The 24,152-nt window shown below is 74.7% G+C and carries 20 protein-coding genes; 8 read left to right on the top strand and 12 right to left on the bottom strand.

The window, feature by feature from the left end; all coding sequences use genetic code 11:
- Positions 1-23: 23 nt before the first annotated feature.
- Positions 24-3,515, bottom strand: a complete 3,492-nt coding sequence (locus tag ACGFZL_RS24900; RefSeq protein WP_393694867.1) for a DNA polymerase III subunit alpha — start codon at positions 3,513-3,515, stop codon at positions 24-26.
- 154 nt (positions 3,516-3,669) lie between these two features.
- Between ACGFZL_RS24900 and ACGFZL_RS24895 the strand changes: the two genes are divergently transcribed.
- Positions 3,670-4,755, top strand: a complete 1,086-nt coding sequence (locus tag ACGFZL_RS24895; protein ID WP_393694865.1) for a DUF3533 domain-containing protein — start codon at positions 3,670-3,672, stop codon at positions 4,753-4,755.
- On the opposite strand, the gene ACGFZL_RS24890 is transcribed toward ACGFZL_RS24895, so the two are convergent.
- Entirely contained in the window at positions 4,743-5,741 is a 999-nt protein-coding gene (locus ACGFZL_RS24890; protein WP_393694863.1) for an SDR family NAD(P)-dependent oxidoreductase, read from the bottom strand. The genes ACGFZL_RS24895 and ACGFZL_RS24890 overlap by 13 nt on opposite strands.
- Positions 5,742-5,763: 22 nt before the next feature.
- Positions 5,764-6,921 (bottom strand): glycosyltransferase, encoded by a 1,158-nt coding sequence (locus tag ACGFZL_RS24885; protein ID WP_393694861.1) that lies wholly within the window; start codon positions 6,919-6,921, stop codon positions 5,764-5,766.
- A gap of 63 nt (positions 6,922-6,984) precedes the next feature.
- On the opposite strand from ACGFZL_RS24885, the gene ACGFZL_RS24880 reads away from it, so the two are divergent.
- A complete protein-coding gene (locus ACGFZL_RS24880) occupies positions 6,985-7,704 on the top strand; it encodes a response regulator transcription factor (protein WP_393694859.1) in 720 nt (239 codons plus the stop codon).
- Positions 7,701-9,113 (top strand): ATP-binding protein, encoded by a 1,413-nt coding sequence (locus ACGFZL_RS24875; RefSeq protein ID WP_393694857.1) that lies wholly within the window; start codon positions 7,701-7,703, stop codon positions 9,111-9,113. The genes ACGFZL_RS24880 and ACGFZL_RS24875 overlap by 4 nt, the downstream gene beginning before the upstream one ends.
- 56 nt (positions 9,114-9,169) lie before the next feature.
- Here ACGFZL_RS24875 and ACGFZL_RS24870 read toward each other — a convergent pair whose 3' ends face one another.
- The 4 genes from ACGFZL_RS24870 to ACGFZL_RS24855 all read right to left on the bottom strand — a co-directional run bounded on the left by ACGFZL_RS24870 (position 9,170) and on the right by ACGFZL_RS24855 (position 13,645).
- A complete protein-coding gene (locus ACGFZL_RS24870; protein WP_393694855.1) occupies positions 9,170-10,252 on the bottom strand; it encodes a S1 family peptidase in 1,083 nt (360 codons plus the stop codon).
- A gap of 256 nt (positions 10,253-10,508) precedes the next feature.
- On the bottom strand, positions 10,509-11,411 hold the full coding sequence (locus tag ACGFZL_RS24865) for a S1 family peptidase (protein ID WP_355175439.1): 903 nt from the start codon (positions 11,409-11,411) through the stop codon (positions 10,509-10,511).
- 206 nt (positions 11,412-11,617) lie between these two features.
- The gene (locus ACGFZL_RS24860) at positions 11,618-12,403 is read right to left on the bottom strand and encodes a DUF1684 domain-containing protein (protein ID WP_393694853.1); all 786 of its coding nucleotides are present in this window, start codon (positions 12,401-12,403) and stop codon (positions 11,618-11,620) included.
- Between the two features lie 66 nt (positions 12,404-12,469).
- A complete protein-coding gene (locus ACGFZL_RS24855) occupies positions 12,470-13,645 on the bottom strand; it encodes a DUF5685 family protein (protein ID WP_393694851.1) in 1,176 nt (391 codons plus the stop codon).
- Between the two features lie 288 nt (positions 13,646-13,933).
- Here ACGFZL_RS24855 and ACGFZL_RS24850 point away from each other — a divergent pair, with 288 nt between their 5' ends.
- Positions 13,934-14,374 (top strand): cell division protein SepF, encoded by a 441-nt coding sequence (locus ACGFZL_RS24850; RefSeq protein ID WP_355175433.1) that lies wholly within the window; start codon positions 13,934-13,936, stop codon positions 14,372-14,374.
- Between the two features lie 52 nt (positions 14,375-14,426).
- On the opposite strand, the gene ACGFZL_RS24845 is transcribed toward ACGFZL_RS24850, so the two are convergent.
- Both ACGFZL_RS24845 and ACGFZL_RS24840 read right to left on the bottom strand, forming a co-directional pair.
- Positions 14,427-15,617 (bottom strand): acyl-CoA dehydrogenase family protein, encoded by a 1,191-nt coding sequence (locus tag ACGFZL_RS24845; RefSeq protein ID WP_393694849.1) that lies wholly within the window; start codon positions 15,615-15,617, stop codon positions 14,427-14,429.
- Between the two features lie 73 nt (positions 15,618-15,690).
- Positions 15,691-17,289, bottom strand: a complete 1,599-nt coding sequence (locus tag ACGFZL_RS24840) for an MFS transporter (RefSeq protein ID WP_393694847.1) — start codon at positions 17,287-17,289, stop codon at positions 15,691-15,693.
- 234 nt (positions 17,290-17,523) lie between these two features.
- On the opposite strand from ACGFZL_RS24840, the gene ACGFZL_RS24835 reads away from it, so the two are divergent.
- Positions 17,524-18,669 (top strand): hypothetical protein, encoded by a 1,146-nt coding sequence (locus ACGFZL_RS24835; RefSeq protein WP_393694845.1) that lies wholly within the window; start codon positions 17,524-17,526, stop codon positions 18,667-18,669.
- Between the two features lie 206 nt (positions 18,670-18,875).
- Positions 18,876-19,901, top strand: coding sequence for a phosphatase PAP2 family protein (locus tag ACGFZL_RS24830; RefSeq protein ID WP_393694843.1), 1,026 nt, complete (start codon positions 18,876-18,878; stop codon positions 19,899-19,901).
- Between the two features lie 31 nt (positions 19,902-19,932).
- Here ACGFZL_RS24830 and ACGFZL_RS24825 read toward each other — a convergent pair whose 3' ends face one another.
- Positions 19,933-20,148: an I78 family peptidase inhibitor gene (locus tag ACGFZL_RS24825; RefSeq protein ID WP_355175423.1), complete on the bottom strand. Its 216-nt coding sequence runs from the start codon at positions 20,146-20,148 to the stop codon at positions 19,933-19,935.
- A gap of 414 nt (positions 20,149-20,562) precedes the next feature.
- Between ACGFZL_RS24825 and ACGFZL_RS24820 the strand changes: the two genes are divergently transcribed.
- Both ACGFZL_RS24820 and ACGFZL_RS24815 read left to right on the top strand, forming a co-directional pair.
- Entirely contained in the window at positions 20,563-21,351 is a 789-nt protein-coding gene (locus ACGFZL_RS24820; protein ID WP_393694841.1) for a hypothetical protein, read from the top strand.
- A 65-nt stretch (positions 21,352-21,416) separates the two neighbouring features.
- On the top strand, positions 21,417-21,707 hold the full coding sequence (locus ACGFZL_RS24815; RefSeq protein WP_355175419.1) for a hypothetical protein: 291 nt from the start codon (positions 21,417-21,419) through the stop codon (positions 21,705-21,707).
- Positions 21,708-21,919: 212 nt separating this feature from the next.
- On the opposite strand, the gene der is transcribed toward ACGFZL_RS24815, so the two are convergent.
- Entirely contained in the window at positions 21,920-23,398 is a 1,479-nt protein-coding gene (gene der, locus ACGFZL_RS24810) for a ribosome biogenesis GTPase Der (RefSeq protein WP_393694839.1), read from the bottom strand.
- 58 nt (positions 23,399-23,456) lie between these two features.
- Positions 23,457-24,104: a lysophospholipid acyltransferase family protein gene (locus ACGFZL_RS24805; protein WP_393695055.1), complete on the bottom strand. Its 648-nt coding sequence runs from the start codon at positions 24,102-24,104 to the stop codon at positions 23,457-23,459.
- Positions 24,105-24,152 lie beyond the last annotated feature (48 nt).

Below are 24,152 nucleotides of genomic sequence, written 5' to 3'. Positions count from 1 at the left end.
CGCACTCCTCCTCGTCCCGTGCCTCATCCCGCACTCCCGGGGCTCTGGTGCCACAACTTCCTTCCCACCGCGGGCCCTTCGCCCGCGGGGCGCAGATCGGCCCAGGGGTGCATCTCGTATCCCGTGGGCATGTGGATGGTTCGCCGCCCGGCCTCCTCGCGGTTGCGCTCCACCGGGTCCTGGGCCGCGGCCACCTCCCCCGCGCCGCCGGACGCCCCGGCCAGCCGCGCGGCGACGCCCTCCAGGCCCTCCTCGCGGCGCACCTCGAGCAGGTCGGCGAGGTTCCAGGCGGCGGACCCCACGATGCTGAGGCTGCGCGGCCCCCGGCGCTGCACCACCCCGCGCACCAGCAGCAGCCAGGAGTGGAAGACGGTGTGCGCGCAGGCGTCGTGGGAGTCGTCGAAGAAGGCGAGGTCGACCAGGCCGCTCCCGTCGTCCAGGGTGGAGAAGATCACCCGGCGCCCGGAGCGGATCGGCGGCGTCTGGGTGGCCGCCTTGGCGCCCGCGACCAGCACGGTCTGCCCGTGCCGGGCATCGCGCAGCCGGCGTGCGGAGACCACGCCCAGCTCGCCGAGGAACTCCCGGTGGTCGTCCATCAGGTTGCGCGAGGCGTCCATGGAGAGCACGCCCAGCTCGGCGCTGAGCCGCTCCGCCGAGGTGAGGTCGGGCAGCCCGGCCGGGGCGGTCCTCCGGCCGCCGGCCAGCGGCAGTTGGTCCCCGCGCCCGCCGCGGGCGCCCCGGTGCAGCTCGGTCAGGTGCAGCTGGAGGTCGCGCCGGTTGGCGCCGAACGCGTCGAGGGCGCCGACCTGGGCGAGCCGTCCGGCCAGCGGCCTGCTCGGCCTGGCCCGCTCCCAGAAGTCCAGCAGGGAGGCGTAGGGCTGCCCCTCGGCGATCCGGGCGGCCTCGGCCTCGCTGATGCCGTGGACGTCCGAGAGGGCGAGGCGCAGCCCCCACACCGCCGGTGATTCAGACACCAGTTCGATCCCGTGTGCGACCCCGGACGCGTTGACGTCCAGCGGCAGGATCGGCACCCCGCGCCGCCGGGCGTCCGCGAGCAGCAGCCGCTTGGGGTACATGCCGGGGTCGTGGGTGAGCAGCCCGGCGTAGAAGGCGGCCGGGTGGTGGGCCTTCAGCCACGCCGACTGGTAGGTGGGCACCGCGAAGGCGACCGCGTGCGCCTTGCAGAAGCCGTAGCTGCCGAAGGCCCGGACGATCTCCCAGGTGCGCCCGACGGTCTCCGCGTCGTAGCCGTTCTCGGCGGCGTGCTGGGCGAACCACACCTTGATCCGCCCCTGCGACTCCGGGTCGGACAGTCCGCGCCGCACCCGGTCCGCCTCGCCGCGCCCGCAGCCGGTCATGATCGCCACGATGTCGATGACCTGCTCGTGGAAGACGACCACCCCGTACGTGCCCGCCAGCGGCTCCGCCAGGTCCTCGTGCGGCAGGCGCACCGGCGCCCGCCCGTGCCGGGCCTCGATGAAGGGGCGCACCATGTCGGCGGCGACCGGCCCTGGCCGGAAGAGGGAGATGTCCACGACCAGGTCGTGGAAGGTGGCGGGCTGGAGCCGGCCGACCAGGTCCCGCTGGCCGGGCGACTCGATCTGGAAGCAGCCCAGCGTCTCGGTGGACTGGATCAGCCGGTACGTCGCCGGGTCGCCCTCGGGCAGCGCGTCCAGGTCGACCTCGGCGCCCGAGGCCCGCTTCACCTCGGCCACCGCGTGCGCCATCGCGGACTGCATGCGGACGCCGAGCACGTCGAGCTTGAGCAGCCCGAGGTCCTCCACGTCCTCCTTGTCGAACTGCGCCATGGGCAGCCCCTCGCCGCTGGTCGGCACGACCGGGGTGCGGGAGAGGAGGGAGGCGTCGGAGAGCAGGACCCCGCAGGGGTGCATGGCGACCCCGCGCGGCAGGGCGTCCAGGGCCTCGACCAGCTCCCACAGCCGCCCGTAGCGCTCCTTCTCCCCCGCCAGCCGCTTCAGCTCGGGCAGCTCGTCGAGGGCCGTGCGGGCGTCGCGGGCGCGGATGTGCGGGAAGGACTTGGCGACGCGGTCGATCTCGGCCGGGTCCATGGAGAGCGCGGCGCCGACGTCGCGGATCGCGTGCCGCACCCGGTAGGTCTCCGGCATGGCGACGGTCGCGACCCGCTCGGTGCCGAACCGGCCGATGATCGCGCGGTAGACCTCCAGGCGGCGCGCGGACTCCACGTCGATGTCGATGTCGGGCAGCACCACCCGCTCCCGGGACAGGAACCGCTCCATCAGCAGCCCGTGCGCGACCGGGTCGGCGTGCGCGATGCCGACGAGGTGGTTGACGAGCGAGCCCGCACCCGAGCCGCGCGCGGCGACCCGGATGCCCATCTCCCTCACGTCGTCGACGACTTGGGCGACGGTGAGGAAGTAGGAGGCGAAGCCGTGGTGGGCGATGATGTCCAGCTCGTGGTGCATCCGCTCCCAGTACCGCAGGGCGCCGGGCCCGCGGTCGTAGCCGCGCCTGACCATGCCGGCCACGGCCCGGGAGGCCAGTGCCCGCTGGGCGGTGCGGCGCCCCGCGCCGACCAGGTGCGGCTCGGGGAAGTGGACGGCGCCCATGCCGAGGTCGTCCTCGGGGTCGACCAGGCAGGCGGCGGCCGTCTCCCGGGTCTGCTCCAGGAGCCGGTGGGCGGTGTCGCGCCGGTGCCCCGCGGCTTCCGTGATCCGTTCGGCGGCCTCCCGCATGGCGCCCGCGTCCTTCAGCCACGCCTCGCCGGAGTCCAGCTCCCCGACGGCGCCGACCGGGACCAGGCGGCGGGCGGCGTCCAGGACGTCGGCGACCGGGCCCTGACCGGGGTCGGCGTAGCGGACGGCGTTGCTGAGGACGGGCCGGACGCCCTGTTCGGCGGCGAGGCCGACGGTCCGGGCGGCCAGCCGCAGGGAGCCGGGCCCGGTGCCCTCCCGGCCGTGCCAGACGGCCTCCAGGCGCAGCGCGTCGCCGTAGACCTCCCGCCAGGGCACGAGCAGCCGGGCCGCGCGGTCGGGGCGCCCTGCGGCGAGGGCGCGGCCGACGTCGGAGGCGGGGCCGAGCAGGACGGTCAGGCCGTCGCCGTGGTTGCCGGCCCAGGGCAGCAGCGGGCCGGCCTCGCCCGTGTCGGCGTGGGCGGCGGTGACCAGGCGGCACAGGTCGGCCCAGCCGCGGGCGCCGTCCCGGGCGAGGAAGGTGACGCGCTGGGCGGACTCGTCGAGGAAGGCGCCGCCGCGCACGGGGGTGCGGGGCCGGTCCCGGCGTACGGAGGTGTCCGTGCGGCGACCGGCGGCCGGCTCGGGCGGTGCCACCGCCAGTTCCGTGCCGAACAGCGGGCGGATGCCGGCCGCGGCGCAGGCTTTGGCGAAGCGGACGGTGCCCGCGAGGGTGTCGCGGTCGGTGAGCGCGAGGGCGTCCATGCCCCGCTCGGCGGCGCGCTCGGCCAGCCGCTCGGGGTGGGAGGCGCCGTAGCGCGCGGAGAACCCGGAGACGGTGTGCAGATGCGTGAAACCCGGCACACGCACCTCCCGCACTCTCACCCGCAGACGCTCTATCGAACATCCGTTCCCAGCTATCTCGCCTCCACCATAGACCAAATTTCGAATGCATGTGCGATACCCGTCCGGCCCCTCCCCACCTGCGCAAACGCCCGGCGCCCCGGACGATGAGGACATGTCACACGACATGCCGACCGGCACCCCAGGCCGTGCCCAGGACCGCCGCTCCTTCCTCGGGGAGGTGCGGGACGCCGTCACCCCCCGGGCGACCCTCCTCGTCCTCGGCGTGCTCGCGCTCCAGCTGCTCTTCATCGCCTCCTACGTGGGCGCCCTGCACGCCCCGAAGCCGGTGGACGTGCCCTTCGGCGTCGCCGCACCCAAGGGCGCCGCCGAGCAGACCGTGCGGCGCCTCGAACGGCTGCCCGGCACACCGCTCGACCCCCGCACGGTGGCCGACGCGGCCGACGCACGGCGGCAGATCCTGGACCGGAAGATCGACGGCGCCCTGGTCGTCGACCCGGAAGGCCGCACCGACACCCTCCTGGTCGCCTCCGGGGGCGGCAAGGCCCTCGCCGCCGCTCTGGAGAGCCTCACCGTCCAGCTGGAGCAGGCCGAGGGGCGCGAGCTGCGGGTGGCCGACGTGGCCTCGGCCTCGGGGGAGGACTTCAACGGGCTGTCGTCCTTCTACCTGGTCGTCGGCTGGTGCGTCGGCGGCTATCTCTGCGCCTCGATCCTGGCGATCAGCACCGGCGCCCGGCCGGCCAACCCGCGCCGCGCGGCGATCCGGCTGCTGGTGATGGCGCTGGTCGCGATCGCCGGCGGCCTGGGCGGCGCGGTGATCATCGGCCCGATCCTGGGCGCCCTGCCGGGCAGCGTGGTGGGGCTGTGGTGGACCGGCGCCCTGATCACCTTCGCCGTCGGCGCGGCCACCCTCGCGCTCCAGGGGCTCTTCGGGATCATCGGCATCGGCCTGGCGATCCTGCTCGTGGTGATCGCCGGCAACCCGAGCGCGGGCGGCGCCTTCCCGCTGCCGATGCTGCCGCCGTTCTGGAAGGCGATCGGCCCGGCCCTGCCACCGGGCGCGGGCACCTGGGCGGCCCGCTCGATCGCCTACTTCAAGGGCAACGCCCTCACCGCCCCGCTCCTCGTGCTGTCGGCGTGGGCGGTGGCGGGCAGCGCGGTGACGATGCTGGCGGCGACGCTGCGCCGCAGGCGGCAGGAGACCGAGCCGCCCGCGCCGGGGGCGGCTCAGACCGCGTAGCGCCCGGGCGCGAACAGGTGCAGGTGGTCGCGGACCCAGTCGGAGGTGCGGCGCAGGCCCTCCTCCAGCGGGACCTCAGGCTTCCAGGACGCCCAGGCGCGGGCGCGGGAGTTGTCCGACAGCAGGCGGTGCACCTCGCTGCCGCTCGGGCGCAGCCGGGTCTCGTCCACGGTGATCTCCGCCTCCCGTCCGGAGACGGCGACGAGCTGCCGGGCCAGGTCGCCGATGGCGATCTCCTCGCCGGTGCCGAGGTTGACGACCTCGCCGAGCGCCCGGTCGCACCGGGCCAGCGCGAGGAAGCCGCGGGCGGTGTCGGTGACGTAGGTGAAGTCGCGGGTGGGGGTGAGCGAGCCGAGGCGGATCACCCGGGCGCCGGAGTGCAGCTGGGCGAGGATCGTGGGGATGACCGCGCGGGCCGACTGGCGGGGGCCGTAGGTGTTGAAGGGCCGCACGACGGTGACGGGCAGGTCGAAGGCGTGGCGGTGGGAGAGGGCCATCATGTCGGCCCCGATCTTCGAGGCCGAGTACGGCGACTGCGGCTGGAGCGGGTGGTCCTCGCCGATCGGCGCGGTCAGGGCGGTGCCGTAGACCTCGCTGGTGGAGGTGTGCACGAGACGGCGCACCCCGTGCCGGCGGCATGCCTCGGCGACGTTCTCGGTGCCGGTGACGTTGACGGCCACGTAGGCGCCCGGGGAGTCGTAGCTGTAGGGGATGCCGATGAGGGCGGCGAGGTGGAAGACGGTGTCGCAGCCCTCCACCGCGTCCATGACCCGGCCCGCGTCGCGCACGTCGCCGGCCATCAGCTCGATGCGGGGGTGGTCGAGGACGTGGGCGAGGTTGCCCTTCTCGGCGTACGGCTTGTAGTGCACGAAGGCGCGGACCGTGGCGCCCCGGGCGAGCAGGAGGTCGACCAGGGTGGAGCCGATGAACCCCTCGGCCCCGGTGACGAGGACGGTGCGGCCGTGGAAGAAGTCGGTGGTGTTCATGGGGGGCCTTTCAGGAGGGAGTTCAGCAGGAGGGGACAAGAGATGTGCGCCCGGCCAGCCGGATGACCTTTTGGGCCAGCCGGTCGGCGGCGTCGCGGTGGTGCGTGCCCACGCCGGCCGCGGCGGCGGCGCCCGCCATGGCGCGCAGCCGGTGCGGGTCGTCGAGCAGGGAGCCGGCGACGGCGTCGAGGGAGCCGGCGGTGGTGTCCTGGTCGCGCAGCAGGAGACCCGCCCCGATCTCGGTGAGCGTGCGGGCGTTGTGGGTCTGGTGGTCGCCCGGGGCGTGCGGGTAGGGGACGAGGACGGCGGGCAGCCCGATGGCGGCCAGTTCGGCGACGGTCGCCGAGCCCGCCCGGCACACCACCAGGTCGGCGGCGGCGTAGGTCCGGTCGATGCGGTCCAGGTAGGCCACCGCCTCGGCGACGCGGTCGCCGCCGGTGGCGCGCAGCCGGGCCCGGGCGGCGTCCAGGGCGTCCGGCCCTGTCTTGATCAGCAGCCGTACGTCGGTGCGCTCGCGCCAGCGCTCCGCCAGGCCCACGGCCGCCTCGGTGAGCCGGGCCGCGCCCAGGCTGCCGCCGTTGACGAGGAGGAGCCGCGCCCCGGCGGGGACTCCGAGGGCCCGGCGGGCCTCCGCGCGCTCCGCCTGCCGGTCGAGCGCGGCCAGCGGCCCGGTGAGCGGCATGCCGACCAGCTCCGGCCGGCTGGCCGCGGGCAGCCGCTCGCCGCCGGCCGCGAAGGCGAGCGCGACATGCGGGGTGAGCCGGGCGGCGAAGGCGTTGGCCCGGCCGGGCACCGCGTTCGACTCGTGGATGAGGCTGGGCAGCCCGGCCAGCCGGGCCCCGAGGATGACCGGGGCGCTCGGATAGCCCCCCATGCCGACGGCGACCTGCGCGCCCTGCTCGCGCAGGACGGCCCGGCACTGCCCGGCGGACTTCAGCAGCGCGGCGGGCAGGGTGAAGCGCTTCGCGCCGAGGGAGCGGTCGAAGGGGATCATGTCCACGGTGTGCAGCCGGTACCCGGCGCCCGGTATCAGCCGGGTTTCCAGGCCGCGCTCGGTCCCGACGAACGAGACCACCGCGCCGGGCACCAGGCGGCGCAGCGCGTCGGCGAGGGCGAGCCCGGGATAGATGTGACCGCCGGTCCCACCGGCACCGATCACGACGGAGAGCGGAGTGTTCATGGCCGACACGGTCCGGGGCCGCCTTAAGAGGCTTCTAAGAGGGCCTTTTGGCAGGCTGGGACCATGAACGACGCAGCCCGGTCCCCCTCCCCCGCCGGCCCCGCCCGGGTGCTGGTCGTGGACGACGACCCCGAGGTCCGCGCCGCGCTTGAGGACGGCCTCGCCCTGGAGGGCTTCACGGTGCGCGGCGCGGCGGACGGGCACGCCGCCCTCACGGCGGTCGCGGCCTGGGAGCCGGACTGCCTGGTCCTGGACGTGATGATGCCGGTGGTGGACGGCCTGGCCGTGTGCCGGCAGCTGCGGGCGCTCGGCGACCGCACGCCGATCCTGGTGCTGACCGCCCTGGACGCGGTCAGCGACCGGGTGGACGGCCTGGACGCGGGCGCGGACGACTACCTGGTCAAGCCGTTCTCCCTGGACGAGCTGGCGGCCCGGCTGCGCGCCCTGCTCCGCCGCGCGGTCCCCGGGGAGGCCGACCGGCCGGGCGGGCCGCGCTTCGCCGACCTGGTGGTGGACCCGGAGTCCCGTACGGCGGTGCGGGCGGGGCGGCGCCTGGAGTTCACCCGCACCGAGTGGGCCCTGCTCGACCTGCTGCTCCGCCACCCCGGCCAGGTCCTCGAACGGGAGACGATCACCCGCTGGGTGTGGGGCCGCGACCTCGGCCCGGACTCCAACTCGCTGGCGGTCTACGTCGGTTACCTGCGCCGCAAGCTGGAGGCCGGCGGCGCCGCGCGCCTCGTGCACACCGTGCACGGGGTGGGCTACGTGCTGGAGGAGCGGTGACCCCGCAACGCCGGCCCCGCCCACCTCGCCGGCACCGCCGCCCGCCGCTGCGCCGCCGCCTCGCCCTCACCGCCTCGGCCGCGGTGGCCGGCGTGGCCCTCGCGGTGTGCGCGGGCGCGTACGGCGTCACCGTGTACACCCTGCACCGCCAGTTCGACCTCCAGCTGACACAGGCGGCGACGCTGGCGGTGCAGCAGCAGCGGGACAACGGGCCCGGAGTACAGGCCGGCGAGTGCAGGTATTTGTCCGCGCCCGCCTGCGCACAGCTCGTGCCCGTCTCGGCCGCGGACGACCCCGGGGAGGCGTACCTGCTGCCGGTCACCGGGGCCGTGCGCGAGGTCGCCGCCCGCGACCGGGCGCCCTTCTACAGCTCCGCCCGGGTGGCCGGGCACCCGGTGCGGGTGCTGACCACGTACGCCGGGAAGGGCGAGGCCATGCAGGTGGCGCTCCGCTCGGACGGGGTACGCCGGGCCGAGGACCAGGTCGCGGGGCTGCTGGCGCTGATCGGCGGGGCGGGCGTGCCGGTGGCCGCGCTGCTCGGCTACTGGGTCTCCCGCTCGGGCCTGGCCCCGGTGGTCCGGCTGACCTCGACGGCCGAGCGGATCACCACCACCCGCGACGCCGGCCTGCGCATCGAGCTGCCGGCCGCGCCGCGCGGCCGGGAGGACGAGATCGGCCGGCTCGCGGTCAGCTTCAACACCATGCTGGACGCCCTGGAGGAGTCCCTCGCCGCACAGCGGCGCCTGGTCGCCGACGCCTCGCACGAGCTGCGCACCCCGCTGACGGCGCTGCGCACCAACGCGGAGATCCTGCTGCGGGCGGAGCAGCTGACCCCGCGACAGCGGGAGCGGGCGACCGGCGCCCTCACCCGGCAGCTGCGGGAGGTGACGACCATGGTCAACGACCTGATCGACCTGGCCCGCGACGAGGAGCCGCGGCAGGCCCTGGAGCCGGTCCGCCCTGCCGCCCTCCTTGAACACGCGGTCGGCGCGGCCCGGGACCACTGGCCGCACCTCGCCTTCACCCTCGACCTCGGCCCCGGCACCCCGGACGCCCTGGCCGCCGCCGTGCCGAGCCGGCTGACGCGGCTGTTCGCCAACCTGCTGGACAACGCGGCGAAGTTCTCGCCGGCCGGCGGCCGGGTCGAGGTGAGCGCGGCCCGGTCACCGCAGGACGGGCGGCTGGAGATCGCCGTCCGGGACCACGGCCCCGGCATCGACGCCGCCGACCTGCCCCACGTCTTCGACCGCTTCTACCGGGCCCGCGCCGCCCGCGCCCTGCCCGGCTCGGGCCTGGGCCTGGCCATGGCCCGGCAGATCGCGCAGACCCACGGCGCCGAACTCACCGCACACCAGGCGCCCGGAGGCGGGGCGCTGTTCCGGCTGCGGCTGCCGGTGGAGGACACCTGACGGCACGGCGAAGTCCCGCCCCTCAGAAACGAGGCGGGACTTGGCCGGGGGGGTGCTCAGCCGATCTGCGTGCCGGTGGCCGACAGGGCTTCCGTGACCGGCTGGAAGAAGGTCTCCCCGCCGGAGGTGCAGTCGCCGCTGCCGCCGGAGGTGAGGCCGACCGCGCTGCTGCCCGAGAAGAGGGAGCGGCCGGAGTCGCCGGGCTCGGCGCAGACGTCGGTCTGGATCAGGCCGTTGACGATGTCGCCGTTGCCGTAGTTCACGGTGGCGTCCAGGCCGGTGACGGTCCCGTCGTGCACCTGGGTGGTGGAGCCGCTGCGGGTCACCTTCATGCCGACGGTCGCCTCGGCGGCGCCGGAGATGGCCTGCGCGGAGCCGTTGTACAGGTTGACCTCGCTCGGGTGGGCCACGTCGGCGGTGTACTTGACCAGGCCGTAGTCGTTGTCCGGGAAGGCGGAGGTCTCGTTCTGGCCGACGACGGTGCCGGAGGAGTCGGACCAGGTGGAGATGGCCTCGGTGCAGTGGCCCGCGGTGAGGAAGTACGGCTGGCCGCCCTTGGTGACGTTGAAGCCGAGCGAGCAGCGCCCGCCGCCGCCGGAGATGGCGTCGCCGCCGGCGAGGAAGGGCTTGTACTCCCCCGCGGTCCGCTTCAGTTCGGCCTTGGCGCCGAGTCCGTCGACCACCTTGGTGAGCTTGGCCCACTCGGCCTCGGAGACCGTGCGGTCGGCGGTGACGACGACCTTGTTGGTGGTCGGGTCGGTCGCCCAGGAGGTGCCGGGGACGGCGGCGTGCGCGGTGAGGGTGGTGCGGGCGCCCTTCAGCTCGGCGAGCGAGTTCTCCACGACTCTCGCCTTCGCGCCGGCCTGCTCGACGGTCCGCGCGGCGCTGTCGTCGAGGACGTTGACGACGAGGCTCTTCGCCCGGGCGTCGTAGTACGTGCCGGCCGCGTCGGCGCCGAGGTCGCCGAGCAGGGTGTGGGCGAGCTGCCCGGCCGCCGTGGCCGACAGGGTCCGGGGCGCGGGGGTCGCGGGGGCCTCGCTGGCGTTCGCACTCTGGAAGGTGACTCCCGCGGCGACCAGTGCGGCGACGCCCGCGCCTGCCAGTGCCGCGCGCCGCCGGGGTATGCGTCGGTGCTTCAACTCGCGTCCTCCTGTGGGGGGTCGGACCGCAGGTCGTGGGGGATCCGCGGGCCGGAAGGCTGGTTGACGAGCGCTCACTCTTCCCGTCCGCACAGCGGACACACAAGGTCGCCAGCAGGACGTGCGCACGACAAACGCAGGGCGGTCACAGGGCCTTCACTCCTGTGTGCGGGCAAAGGAGAGCCCCCGCACGGCGGACGCGTGCGGGGGCTCGGTGCCGGACGACGGGCCGGTGGGACCGGCCTGGCGGGGGCGTCTAGTAGACGCTCATGCCGTAGGCGCTCAGCGCCTCCGTGACCGGCTGGAAGAACGTGGTGCCGCCGGAGGTGCAGTTGCCGCTGCCGCCGGAGGTCAGGCCGTAGGCGGTGCCGTTGCTGCCGTAGAGCGGGCCGCCGGAGTCGCCGGGCTCGGCGCAGACCGTGGTCTGGATGAGGCCGGAGACGACGTCGCCGCCGCCGTAGTTGACCGTGGCGTTCAGCGCGGTGACCCGGCCGCTGTGGGTGCCGGTGGTGGAGCCGTCGCGGATGACGGTGGTGCCCACGCTCGGGGTGGCCGCGCGGGTGATGTCCACGCCGCCCGCCGTGCCGGCCTTGGCGATCGAGGTGTTGGTGTAGCGCACCAGGCCGTAGTCGTTGCCCGGGAAGCTGGACCCGGCGGTGGTGCCCAGGGTCGTGCTGTGGGAGGAGTTGGACCACCAGGTGCCCGCGCCGTCGGTGCAGTGCCCGGCGGTCAGGAAGTAGGAGGCGCCCGCGCTGTTGCGGACGTTGAAGCCGAGCGAGCAGCGCCAGCTGTTCGCGTAGATGGCGTCGCCGCCCTCGATCAGCTTGTTGAAGGTACCGGGGGTGCGCTTGATGGTGAGCGCGCCGGCCTTGGCGCCGGCCTGCTCCTTGATCTGGGCGATCTCGGCCTGCGAGACGGTGCTGTCGACGGTGACGAGCACCCGGTTCCCGTCGACGGCCCAGGCGGTGCCGGGGATGTCGGCCTTCAGCACCGAGGCGCTCGCGCCGGCGAGTTCGGCTCCGCTGAAGGCGGCCGGGGTGTTGGACGCGTTCGCGCTGGGGACCGCGATCGCGGCCGCGGCCACGAGTCCGGTGGACACGGCGATCAGCCGGGTCCGTCTCGTGATGCCGCTGCGGGGGTTGGTGCGCTTGATCCTCACTTTTCGGTCCTCCACAAAGGAAGTCGGGGGCCCTCTCGTGGGGTTGGGCCCGTGAGGCGCAGCCAGCGGGCCGGGTGTCCGGATTTCGAACACGACGTGCCCCTGACAAGCGCTGAGTTCGGAGTATTCGGCCGAACGGCCGGTCGGCACAAGGGTGCCTTTCGGCCGTCGGACTCACTCGCGCCTCGGCCGAGTCCCCTTCGGCGTCAGCCCAGTTCCCGCTCCCCCGCCTCCACCCCCGTCTCCAGCGTGTTCCCCGGCGGCGGGAAGGGGCAGACGAAGTGGTCGGCGAAAGCGCACGGCGGCAGCAGCGCGCGGTTGAAGTCGACCGTCGTACGGCCCTCCGCGTCCGGCGCGGCCGGCCGCAGGAACCGGAACCGGTAGCTGCTCACCCCGCTGGTGGCGTCGGCGAAGACGGCCCACAGCGAGCCGTCCGCCTCCACGCTCACCTGGAGGGTCAGCTCCGCACCGGCCAGGGCGAAGGCCAGCTCCCCGCCGAGCCCGAGCCCCCGCTCCCGCCCGTCCGCGTTCGGCACCCGCACGCTGCGGTGCCCCTCCTCGTACGGGGTGAACCGGCCCGGCACCGCCCAGGCCGGGTCGTACGGCGTGGCCGCGATGCCCTTGAACGCCCGCCGCGTCGCGGCGCCGGGGTCGAAGTCGCGCACGCCCCAGACGCCCTCGCGGGCCAGCACGACGAGGCGCCGGTCCCCGTACGCCACCCGGGCCTCAGCGGCGGGTCCGGTGTCTGCCGTGAGGCGGGCCTCGCCGTCGACGGGACGCCCGTCCACGGTCAGCCCTTCGTCGGCGGCGGCGGAGAGCAGCACCGCGTCGCCGTCGGCCGTCCAGTGCCCGGGGATGTCCGGAAGTCGCCCGTCCGGAAAGTCCGCCAGCCAGTGCGTGCCGGTCAGCGCGAGCGGCCCGTAGGGAGCCGAGACCGCCGCGACGCGGTGTTCGCGCCAGCGCCGCCACTCCTCGAATGCGTCCGTCGTCATGCCCGCCACCCTTCCACACCAGTGTGAAGCGGACATGTACGGGCGGAACCGCCTTGCCGGGCGGCGTCAGCAGTCGCAGCCGCACCCGTCGCAGCAGCAGCCGTCGCAGCTGCAGCAGTCGGCGCAGTTGCCGCAGCAGTCGGCGCAATCGCAGCAGTCGGAGCACGGTGACTCCTTGCGCTCCCCGCTCCACGGGTCCTCGTAGGTGCCGCAGCACAGCTGGCAGGTGCAGGCCAGTCCCAGCCACACCGCGCACCCGGCCAGCAGGCCCCGCCGGTTCCCGCGCGGCGGCTCCGGGGGCGGCGGCGCACCGGGACCGCCGGGCGTCTGCCCGGGCGGGGCGTACGGGTTGCCGCCCTGCGGGCCGCCGTGCGCGCAGGTGACGGTGGAGAAGGCCCGGTCGACCGAGGAGGCCGGCTCGTGCGCGAGCAGCCGGTGCACCAGACCCCGGTCGGTGAACTCGGCCTCGCGCAGCGCGAGCCGCACCCCGTGCACGGCGTCGTCGGCCAGCCGCCGGGCCTCGGTGAGCGGGGTGCCGGTGGCGGTGAGCGGGTTCCAGGCGCCGGCGGCGGCGTCGGCGGCCCGGTCCTCGACGGCGTCCAGGAGGTGGGCGAGCCGCCCGAAGAGGCGCCCGGCCTCGGCCAGCGGGGCGGCGTTGCCGGGCCGGCCGGCGAGGTGGGCGGTGTGCGCGAAGGCGGCGGCGGTGGCGGTCTCGGTCGGCTCGGTCACGGTGAGCAGGGACGTGCCGGGCCCGGCGAGCGCCTCGATCCCGGCCTGCCGGTCGACGGCGTCCAGGAGGACGGCGGTGTCGAAGCCGACGGCCGTGCCACCGCGGGCGCCGGCCGCGTCCCAGCCCGCGGCGACCCGGCGGGCGGCGAGCGCGACCGGCCGGCGGGCCAGCAGTCCGTCCCCGTCGGCGACGTGGTCGCGCACCTTCGCCGACGCCAGCACCAGCGAGACGGCCGCGGCGAGCCGGGCGCCCTCGCCGTGCGCGACGGACGCGGTGCGCATCCCGCGCAGCGGGCACGGTCCGGCGGTGCGGCGCCCCGCGCCCCGGCCGCCCGGGGCGGCCTGAGCCTCCGTCAACACCGATATGAGCAGCCCGTCGTAGTTCGTCACGACACGCGCGAACTGTCCGTGGTCCTTCCGCAGTGCGAGGCACAACCCGCACAAGTGCGCCATCCACTGACCGGCGAGCCGCTCCCCCAGCCGATGCCTGCAAGGCCTGACGATTCCGAACACAGCACTCCCCCGTGGGTGCGGACGACGTTGAGCTGCGGCATCGTACCGGCCGCCGGTTCACCCGTACGCTCCGTCACTCACCCGTCCGCGCAGATCATCATATTTCACAGGCAGTCAGCGGCCGTTTGAGCAACGACCCTTGGGACACATGGACTCTCGACGGATCCGCTGTGCACCAGTACCGTCACAAACCCCCCGTGCGGCGTCTATCCACTTGGCGCGACGTCCGCATCATGGACGACGATAGGGATGCGGAAGCGCACAAGACCGCTGTGAGAGGAGGCGTCCATGGGATCGGTACGCAAGGCGAGTGCGTGGCTCGGCCTCGTCGACGACAACGATGACGAGCGTTACTACGACGACGACTACTCCGAGGGCACCACCGGCTCCGGGGACGCCTGGGTCACCGATCCGCGGGTGCGGACGGCCTCGGACGTCGCGGAGGAGAAGGGCCGGCGCATCGCCACGGTCACCCCGGACAGCTTCCGGGACGCCCGGGCCATCGGCGAGCTGTTCCGGGACGGCGTCCCGGTCATCATGAACCTGACCGCCATGGAGGGCGCCGACGCCAAGCGCGTGGTCGACTTCGCGGCCGGTCTCATCTTCGGCCTGCGCGGTTCCATCGAGCGGGTCTCCACCCGGGTGTTCCTGCTCAGCCCGGCCGACACCCAGGTCGTCACCGGCGAGCCGGCCGCGCACCGCTCGGACGGCTTCTTCAACCAGAGCTGAGGCGGGGCCGCGCACCGCGGCCCCGCCCCACCTCGCCCGACTTCGTGTCACCTCACCGGAAGGCGTCGATCCCGGTGAGCGCCTTGCCGAGGACGAGTTGGTGCATCTCGACGGTGCCCTCGTAGGTGAGCACCGACTCCAGGTTCGTCGCGTGCCGCATCACCGGGTACTCCAGGGAGATCCCGTTGGCTCCGAGGATCGTCCGGGCCGTCCGGCAGATGTCGATGGCCTCGCGCACGTTGTTCAGCTTGCCGAAGCTGACCTGCTCCGGGCGCAGCCGCCCCGCGTCCATCCGGCGCCCGAGGTGGTGGGCGAGCAGGATGCCCTTGTGCAGTTCGAGCGCCATGTCGGCGAGCTTGGCCTGGGTCAGCTGGAAGCCGCCGATGGGCCGCCCGAACTGCTCCCGGGTCCGGGAGTACTCGAGGGCCGCCTCGAAGGAGCTGCGCGCCGCGCCCATCGCGCCCCAGACGATGCCGTAGCGCGCGTGGTTGAGGCAGGAGAGCGGCCCGCCGAGCCCCGTCGCCTCCGGGAGCACCGCGTCGGCGGGCAGCCGCACGCCGTCGAGGACCAGCTCGCTGGTGACGCTGGCCCGCAGCGACCACTTGTGCTTGATCTCCGGCGCGGAGAAGCCGGGGCTCTCGGTGGGGACCACGAAGCCGCGGACGCCGTCCTCGGTGCGCGCCCACACCACGGCGACACCGGCCACCGAGCCGTTGGTGATCCACATCTTGCGGCCGGTCAGGACCCAGTCGGAGCCGTCCCGCTTCGCGTGGGTGCGCATGCCCGCCGGGTCCGAGCCGTGGTCGGGCTCGGTCAGTCCGAAGCAGCCGATGACCTCGCCGGCCGCCATCCGCGGCAGCCACGCCTGCTTCTGCTCCTCGCTGCCGAACCGGTGGATCGCGTACATGGCGAGCGAGCCCTGCACGGAGACCAGCGAGCGGATGCCGGAGTCGGCCGCCTCCAGCTCCAGGCAGGCCAGGCCGTACTGCACGGCACTGGCGCCGGCGCAGCCGTAGCCCTTCAGCGACATGCCGAGCGCGCCGATGGCGCCCAGTTCGCGGGCCAGCTCCCGGACGCCGGGCAGTTCGCCCCGCTCGTACCAGTCGGCGATGTGCGGCAGCACCCGGTCGGCGGCCCAGTCGCGGACCGTGTCGCGGACCGCCAGGTCCTCCGGCTCCAGCAGGTCGTCGAGGCCGAGCGGGTCGGCGGGGTCGAACGCGGGCAACTTCCGGGACGCGGCCATGGGACACCCTCCGGGGACGGAAACCTGGCTTCGTAAAACTAGCACCGCTAGTTACGGCGGCTCGGCCCCGACGTTACACCGAGACGCGCGAGTCCGCCGCGTCCCTCGGCGCCGGGACCCTGGCCGGCTCGCAGTGCATCACCCGCGGCAACCGCAGCGCCATCAGCGCGCCGAGCGCCAGCAGGGCCGCGCTGACCAGCAGGGTGACGTGCAGCCCGTGCACGAAGGCGTCCGTCGCCGCCCGGCGCAGCGCGACGCCCGCCGGGCCGCCGAGCCGCGCGGCCACCTCGTACGCCTCGCCCAGCGAGTGCCCGGCGGCCCGGGAGTCGGGGCCCGGCACACCGGGCACGCCGCCCGACGCGCCGGGCTGGTAGGCGGCGTTCATCACGCTGCCGAGCAGGGCGATGCCGATCCCGGCGCCCAGTTGGTAGGAGGTCTCGCCGATGGCCGCCGCGCCGCCGGCCCGCTCCGGGGGCACCTCGCTCAGCATCGACTCGTACGCCCCGAACAGGGTCGTCTCCAGACCGAAGCCGAGCAGCACGAAGCCGGTCAGCAGCAGCGCGCTGTCGTCGGTGCGGCCCATCTCGGTGAGCAGCAGCACCGCGCCGGCCGTCAGGCAGAAGCCCGCGCACACCATCCGGCGCGGCCCGAGGGAACGCAGCAGCCGCGCCCCCACGAGGCCCGCCGCCATCGCCGCGAAGGTCAGCGGCAGCAGCCGCAGCCCGGTCTGCAGCGGGGAGAGGCCGAGGACCAGCTGGAGGTACTGCGCCGCGATCAGCTCCAGGCCCACCAGGGCCAGCATGGCGAGCACGATGCAGCCCACCGAGGTGCTGAACGCCGGGCGCCGGAACATCGCCAGGTCGACCAGCGGGTGCGTGCGGCGCTTCTGGCGGCGGACGAAGCCGGTCAGCAGGGCGGCGCCGGCCAGGAGCGGGAGCCAGGTCAGGACGGAGAGGACCGGGTCTCCGGCGCCGAGCCGCTTCACCCCGAGGACCACGCCGAACAGCCCGGCGGCGGCCATCAGCGCCCCGATCACGTCCCAAGGGCCCTGCCCGTCGCCCTTGGACTCGGGCAGGAGCAGCCGCCCGACCGGCAGGCTGACCAGCATCAGCGGGATGTTGACCAGGAAGACCGAGCCCCACCAGAAGTGCTCGATCAGGGCGCCGCCGAGCAGCGGCCCGAGCGCCGCGCCCACCGCGGCGACGGCGGTCCAGATCCCGATGGCCAGCGCCCGTTCCCGCCGGTCGGGGAAGACCTGGCGCAGGATGGACAGCGTGGCCGGCATGATCATCGCCCCGCCGACGCCGAGCAGCGCCCGGGCCGCTATCAGCACCGGCGCGCTCCCGGCGAAGGCCGCGAGGGCGGAGGCCAGGCCGAACAGGGCGTAGCCGAGCAGGAGCACCCGTCTGCGGCCGACCCGGTCGCCCAGCGTGCCGAAGAGGATCAGCAGCGCGGCGCAGACCAGCGGGTAGACGTCGACGATCCAGAGCAGCTCGATCCCGCCCGGCCGCAGGTCCTCGGTGACGGCGGGGACCGCCACGTGGAGCACGGTCGCGTCGACCGCGACGAGCAGCAGGCTGGCGCAGAGCACCACCAGGACCACCCAGCGGTTGGCACCGGCCCCGGCCGCCCGGCGGCGCGGGGCAGCGGCAGCCGTGGTCGTCCCGGACATGTACGTACCTCCAAGGTGTGCCTCGCGTCCGGTGGGCTGCGGGGTGGGGACTCCCCGCGCCTCGGCCGGTGCTTCGGCGGCGCCTTCCGGCCCGCGCGGACCGCGAGTGACTGGCCAGATTACGCCAGGGGGCGGCGAGGTCCGCATGGTGCTGCTCACACTCGGCGCCGCCTCGGCGGGGGCCGTGCGCCCCGGTGGACCGGCCGGTAAGTGCCGCGGCCGATAATCGGGTGCGTGATCGAACAAGAGACGCGCGCGGCGGCGGCCCGCCCCGGTGCCCTGCGCCGGGCGACCCCCGCGCTGCTCGGGTACGCGGCCGTGCGCGCCCTGGGCCTGCTGGTCCTGGCCGTCTGGAGCGCGGCGCGCGGCACCAGTGCCTGGACGCTGCTGACCGCGCGCTGGGACTCCCTCTGGTACACCCGGGTCGCCGAGCTGGGCTACGGCTACCAGGTGCGGCTGCCCAACGGCGACGTGCACTCGAATCTGGCCTTCTTCCCGCTGCTGCCCTGGCTGGAACGGCTCGGCGCGGCGCTGACCCCGCTGTCGGCCGCCGGTGCCGGCTTCGCCGTCGCGCTGCTCGCCTCGCTCGCCGCCGCCTGGGGCATCTTCGCGGTGGCCGACCGGGTGTACGGCCGCCGGGCCGGGGTCTGCGCGGTGCTGGTGTGGGCGGTGCTGCCGGTCGGGATCGTGCAGTCGATGGCGTACAGCGAGTCGCTGTTCACCGCGCTGGCCGCCTGGTCGCTGTACGCGGTGCTGACCGGGCGCTGGGTGAGCGCGGGGACGCTGGCGGCGCTGGCCGGGCTGACCCGGCCGGTGGGGCTCGCGGTGGTGGCGGCGGTCTGGGCTGCCGGGATCGCCGCGACCCTGAACGACCGGCCCGGCGGCGCCCGGCGCCTCGCCGGGATGGTGCTCGCGCCGCTGGGCGCCGCCGGGTACGTGCTGTGGGTCGGCCACCGCACGGGCGGGGGCGTCCTCGGCTACCTCGACGTCCAGGCCGGCTGGCGCAACGGCTTCGACGGCGGCCTGGCCTTCGCCCGTTTCGTCGCCGCCCGCTTCACGTCCGTCCCCGGCGCGCTCGCGGGCGTCGCGCTGATCGTCGGGGTCGCCCTGGTCCTGTGGCTGTACGCGGCGGGGGTACGACAGCGCCAGCCGCTGCCCCTGCTCGTCTACTCCGGGGTCGTCACCGCCCTCGCCCTGTGCGCGTCGAGCTACTTCGGCTCCAAGCCGCGGCTGCTGATGCCCGCCTTCCCGCTGCTGCTGCCGCTCGCCCTCGCCCTGGCCAGGGCGCGGATGCCCCGGCCGGCGGCGGTGCTCGCCGGGGTGGCGCTGCTGTCGGCCGGGTACGGGGCGTTCTGGCTGAACGGATCAGGCCCGCCCTGAATTCGGTACCGGTATTCGGTGAACGGATCGACAATCACGAGGAAACCACCGACCGGGCCGATCAAAGGAAATGCAGCCCGCATACGGGGGCGGATTAGGGATTTCCCCGAATTGGTGGTCGCCTGAGAGCAATCCCACATCACATCGTCATCACAAAGCCGTTGATTCGGCCGGGTTCACACCTCACTCGCTGTAACGTCGATTGGGTGCATACCGAACGGAGCCTCACCCGTCTGGACCGGGTGTTCGCGAGACTCGACCGGGAGCCGGAACGCCCGGCCCTCCTGGACGTGCCGACGATGAGCCGGCACCGGCTTGCGCTGCTCGCCGGAGCCCTCGTGTTCTACGGCGCCATCGTGTGGGCCGTGGTGGTCACCTCGTGGCTGGTCCGCCTCGACTGGCAGGTCATGTTCTTCCGGCCCTACCAGCAGTGGCCGCAGATCCACGCCTTCGTCGACTACTACGTGGTGCTCGGCCAGCGCGGCCCGACCGCGGTGATGGTCGCGGCCTGGCTGGGCTGGCGCTCCTGGCGGCAGCACACCCTGCGCCCGCTGCTCGCGCTCGGCTCCTCGCTGCTCCTGCTGAACATCACCGTCGGTGCCGCGAAGCTCGGCATGGGCCGGCTCGGCCCGCACTACGCGACCGTGATCGGCTCGAACGAGATGTGGCGCGGCGGCGATATATTTCCCAGCGGCCACACCGCCAACGCCGTGGTGACCTGGGGAATCCTGGCCTATCTGGCGTCCACGCCGCGGGCCAGGCGCTGGCTGTCCGCGATCTCGGCGGTCACCTCGCTCGGCGTCGGGATGTCCACCGTCTACCTCGGTACGCACTGGCTGAGCGACGTGGTCCTGGGCTGGACCGCGGGCCTGCTCGTCCTGCTGGCGCTGCCCTGGACCGAGCCGCTGATCACCCGCGCCGAGACCTGGCTGCTCGGCCTGCGCGACGGCTGGCTCGCCCGGCGCCGCCGCCCGCGGCCCGCACCGGCCGGCCGACCGGCCGTCACCCCGGCGCTGCTCACCGGGCCCGACGCCGACCGCGAGGGGACCCCGGCGCGCGAGCCGGCCGCGTCGGCGCGCAACCGCACGCCGGTCCACCTGGCCCCGGGTCCGCACACGCCCCGCTCGGAGCGCACGCCGGTCACCCCCGCCGGGAGCCGTCGGCCGCCGCACACCGAGCGCCACGCACGGGGCGCTGCCCCGGCGCCGCGCCATCACCTGTCGGGCGGCTGACGGCCCCGCGGCCACGGCGTCCGGCGGGGCCTCAGCCCTTCCAGGCGCGGGTCACCCGGCCGTCCTCGACCTCGAAGTTGAGCCGGCCCACCCGGTACTCCATGGTGATTACCGTCCCCGGCGCCAGTGAGCGGACGGTCGACCAGCCCCGCTCGCGCGCGAGCCGCTCGGCCGCCTCGGCGTCCTGGCCGACGTAGGTCTCCGTGCTGTCCTGGGGTTCGGGCTGCGGTGTCGGAATCGGTGCCATGCCGCCACGCTATGCCCGCCGAGGCGGCGAACGCTGCCCCCGTCACGCTTCTGTCACAAGAACCGGGCGTACGTTCCGGTCGAACTCCGTCACCCGCATGGGCGGTTCCGGCCGCCTGAAGCAGGCATTCGAGCGACATTTCCGCGTGTCGCGACCGGCCGCCGGAAGAACGGCGGACTAAGGCCGCGACGGCACTTCGCGGTCGCCTCCGATTCACTTCCAGGACGTTTTCTGCGCAATGCGCCACCGCCGAAAACCGACACGGACCGCACACGCGGGCTTCACGGTTTCCGCCAGGTTCCCCCGCTCCGTCCGGCCCGAGGGCGTTACTCCGGCCCCGCTTCCGGCGTTGTCCCCTGCAAGGGCCGGGGAGCCACCCGGTCCCGTCACGCACCGCATCCGAGGGAGCCACCCGTGCCGCGCATGCTCGACGTCGGCGACGACGTACGCGCCGAGATCGGCGACGAAGAAGCCGACCGCCTGCTCGCCGGGGAGTCCGCCCCGGGCACCTACGACTGCACGTCCTGCCGCACCCCTGGCGACTGCGAGCAGGAGCGGACCAGCACCGTCCTGTTCGTCGGCGAGGAGACGGCCGTGCTCGCCTTCGCGCACGCCGGCTGTCTGCCCTCCCAGGTGGTCAGGGTGAGCGAGGAGCAGCTCCAGGGGGCCGCGCGCTCCATCGGCGCGGACGCCGCCCAGCAGCAGCCGGAGCCCCCCGCCGGGGCGACCGAGCAGGCGGTGCTCGGCGTCACCAGCGGCCTGGTGCTGCTCGGGGGCGAGCTGCACCCGGCCCTGGTGGTGGAGCCGACCGGGCCCATCGCGCGCCCCGGCTCGACGGGGCCCGGGGACGACTTCCTGCCGCTGCTGATCGAGCAGGGCTTCATGCCGCTCACCGAGCTGTCCGTGGTGCCGTCCGTGCTGCACGGCTGGTCGGTGCTGCTCGCCATGGGCCAGCTGCACGCGGTGCTCCAGCCGGGGGCGGACGGCGGACGCCCGGTGGCCTGGTGGCAGGCGCACCAGCCGCTCCAGGTCACCGAGGGCTGGCGCACGGCGGCCAACAAGCACCAGCAGGTGCTCATGTTCGCCGGCCCGGCCGGCTCCATCGGGCGTCAGCCGCGCGAGGACCTGATGCGCGACGCCCTGGACCGGGCCGCCGCCGGCGGCCACCTGGTCACCGCCGCGCTGCCGCTCGCGGGCACCTGACCTCCCGCCCGACGTCCCCGGCGGGCGGGCCGCATCCCTTCCCGCCCGGGGTCGTTTGGACATACGTGCACGCATACGACGCCTTCCACCGCCAGGGCGGCCCCTCGGCCACGCCGATCTACGACAAGCTCTACGCCGAGTACGTGAAGTCCTTCCGTTCGCTGCCGGGCGACCGCAGCGGCGAGGAGGAGCTGGGGTTCACCTCCTTCCGGAGCATCCCGCGCAGCCGGGGCGGCTACAGCGCCTACAGCGCGGGGGCGCAGAGCGCCCGCTCGGGCCAGCAGGCGCTCTGGCAGCGGCCCGGCACGCACCACATCCCGGCGGCGCTGCCGCCGGCGCCGCGCAGGGGCCTCTGAGCGAGCGGGCGGGTACGGCGGAGGGGGGGGCCCCGGGCCGGGGCCCCCCCCCCGGGGGGGCCGCCCCCCCCCCCGGGGGCCCCCCGGGCCCCCCCCCCCCCCCCCCCCCCGGGGGGGGGGCCGGGGGGGCGGGCGGCGGGGGCGGGGGGGGGGGGGGGGGGGGGGGGGGGGGGGCCGCCCGGGGGCGGGGCCCCCCCCTCCGTGCTGCCCTGCTACTTCCGCTTCGCGCCGCGCTTCTCGCGCACCCGCACCGAGATGTGGATCGGGGTGCCCTCGAAGCCGAACTCCTCGCGCAGCCGGCGCTCGATGAAGCGCCGGTAGCCCGCCTCGATGAAGCCGGAGGCGAAGAGCACGAACCGCGGCGGCTTGGTGCCCGCCTGGGTGCCGAACAGGATCCGGGGCTGCTTGCCGCCGCGCACGGGGTGCGGGTGGGCGGCGACCAGCTCGCCGAGGAAGGCGTTCAGGCGGCCGGTCGGGACGCGGGTCTCCCAGCCGTCCAGCGCGGCCTCGATGGCCGGGACCAGCTTCTCCATGTGCCGCCCGGTCCGCGCCGAGACGTTGACCCGGGGCGCCCAGGCGACCTGGCCCAGCTCGGTCTCGATCTCCCGCTCCAGGTAGTAGCGGCGCTCCTCGTCAAGGGTGTCCCACTTGTTGAAGGCCAGCACGACCGCGCGGCCCGCCTCGACGGCCATGGTGACGATCCGCTGGTCCTGCACCGAGATCGTGTCCGCGGCGTCGAGGAGGATCACGGCCACCTCGGCCTTCTCCACGGCGGCGGCGGTGCGCAGCGAGGCGTAGTAGTCGGCGCCCTGCTGGAGGTGGACGCGCTTGCGGATGCCCGCGGTGTCCACGAACTTCCAGGTGACGCCGCCCAGCTCGATCAGCTCGTCCACCGGGTCGCGGGTGGTGCCGGCCATCTCGTTGACGACGACGCGGTCCTCGCCCGCCACCTTGTTCAGCAGCGAGGACTTGCCGACGTTGGGCCGGCCGATCAGGGCGATGCGGCGCGGGCCGCCGACGGCGGTGCCGAAGGTCTGCGCCGGCGCCTCGGGCAGCGCCTCCAGGACCTGGTCGAGCATGTCGCCGGTGCCGCGGCCGTGCAGCGCGGAGACCGGGTGGGGCTCGCCGAGGCCGAGGGACCACAGGTAGGAGGCGTCGGCCTCGCCGCTGGGGCCGTCCACCTTGTTGGCGCACAGCACCACCGGCTTGCCGGCCTTGCGCAGCAGCCGGACCACGGCCTCGTCGGTGTCGGTGGCGCCGACCTTGGCGTCCACCACGAAGACGACCGCGTCGGCGGCCTCGATGGCGTACTCGGCCTGCGCGGCCACGGAGGCGTCGATGCCGAGGACGTCCTGCTCCCAGCCGCCGGTGTCGACCACCTTGAAGCGGCGCCCGGCCCATTCGGCCTCGTAGGTGACGCGGTCGCGGGTGACGCCGGGCTTGTCCTCGACGACCGCCTCGCGGCGGCCGATGATCCGGTTCACCAGGGTCGACTTGCCGACATTGGGGCGGCCGACGACGGCGAGCACCGGCAGCGGGCCGTGCCCGGCCGCCTCGATCGCGCCCTCGACCTCCTCGGCGTCGAAGCCCTCTTCGGCGGCCAGCTCCATGAACGCCGCGTATTCGGCGTCGCCAAGCGCCCCGTGGTCGTGCTCCTCGCCCGAGCCGTCGGAGGGGATGTGGTCGTTCATGAAGTCCGTACCTCGTTCATCGTGGTGATCGGTGGACACCCCTGTACTGGGTGATCCACTACTCAAGTGTCGCCCGGCCGCCGGTGAGGCGCCTGGCGTGCTCCAGGTGCGCGGCGAGCTGCTTCTGGATCCGCTCGGTCGCCTCGTCCAGGGCCTTGCGGGTGCGCCGCCCGCTGCCGCCCGCCCGTCGCCCACCACCACCCGTATCCGAGCTTCGCACCCCTTCGATGGCGTCGAAGGGGTCGCCGAAGACGACGTCGACCCGGGAGCGCAGCGGAGGCAGCCCCCCTATCAGCCGTCCGCGGCGCTCCGCGCTTCCCAGCACGGCGACCGGGATGATCGGGGCGCCGCTGCGGACCGCGAAGTAGGCGAGCCCGGCGCGCAGCGAGGCGAAGTCGCCCTCGCCCCGGGTGCCCTCCGGGAAGATGCCCAGGACGCCGCCGGCCGCCAGGACGCCGAGCGCCTGGCCGATGGCCGCGCGGTCGGCGGAGTGGCGGTCCACCTTCAGCTGGCCGATGCCGGTCAGGAAGGTGCCGAGCGGGCCGACGAACGCCTCCCGCTTGATCAGGAAGTGCGTCGGCCGGGGCGCCACGCCCATGACCATGGGGCCGTCGATGTTGTGCGAGTGGTTCACGGCGAAGATCACCGGACCGGTCGCGGGCACCCGCCAGGCGCCGAGCACCCGCGGGCGCCACAGCCCGTACATCAGGCCGACGCCGATGCGCCGCCCGACGTCGGCGCCTCTCTCGGAGGG

Source organism: Streptomyces sp. NPDC048182 (assembly GCF_043202555.1).
In the GTDB taxonomy this organism is placed as follows: Bacteria; Actinomycetota; Actinomycetes; order Streptomycetales; family Streptomycetaceae; genus Streptomyces.
This window is presented reverse-complemented; position numbering and strand designations above follow the sequence as displayed.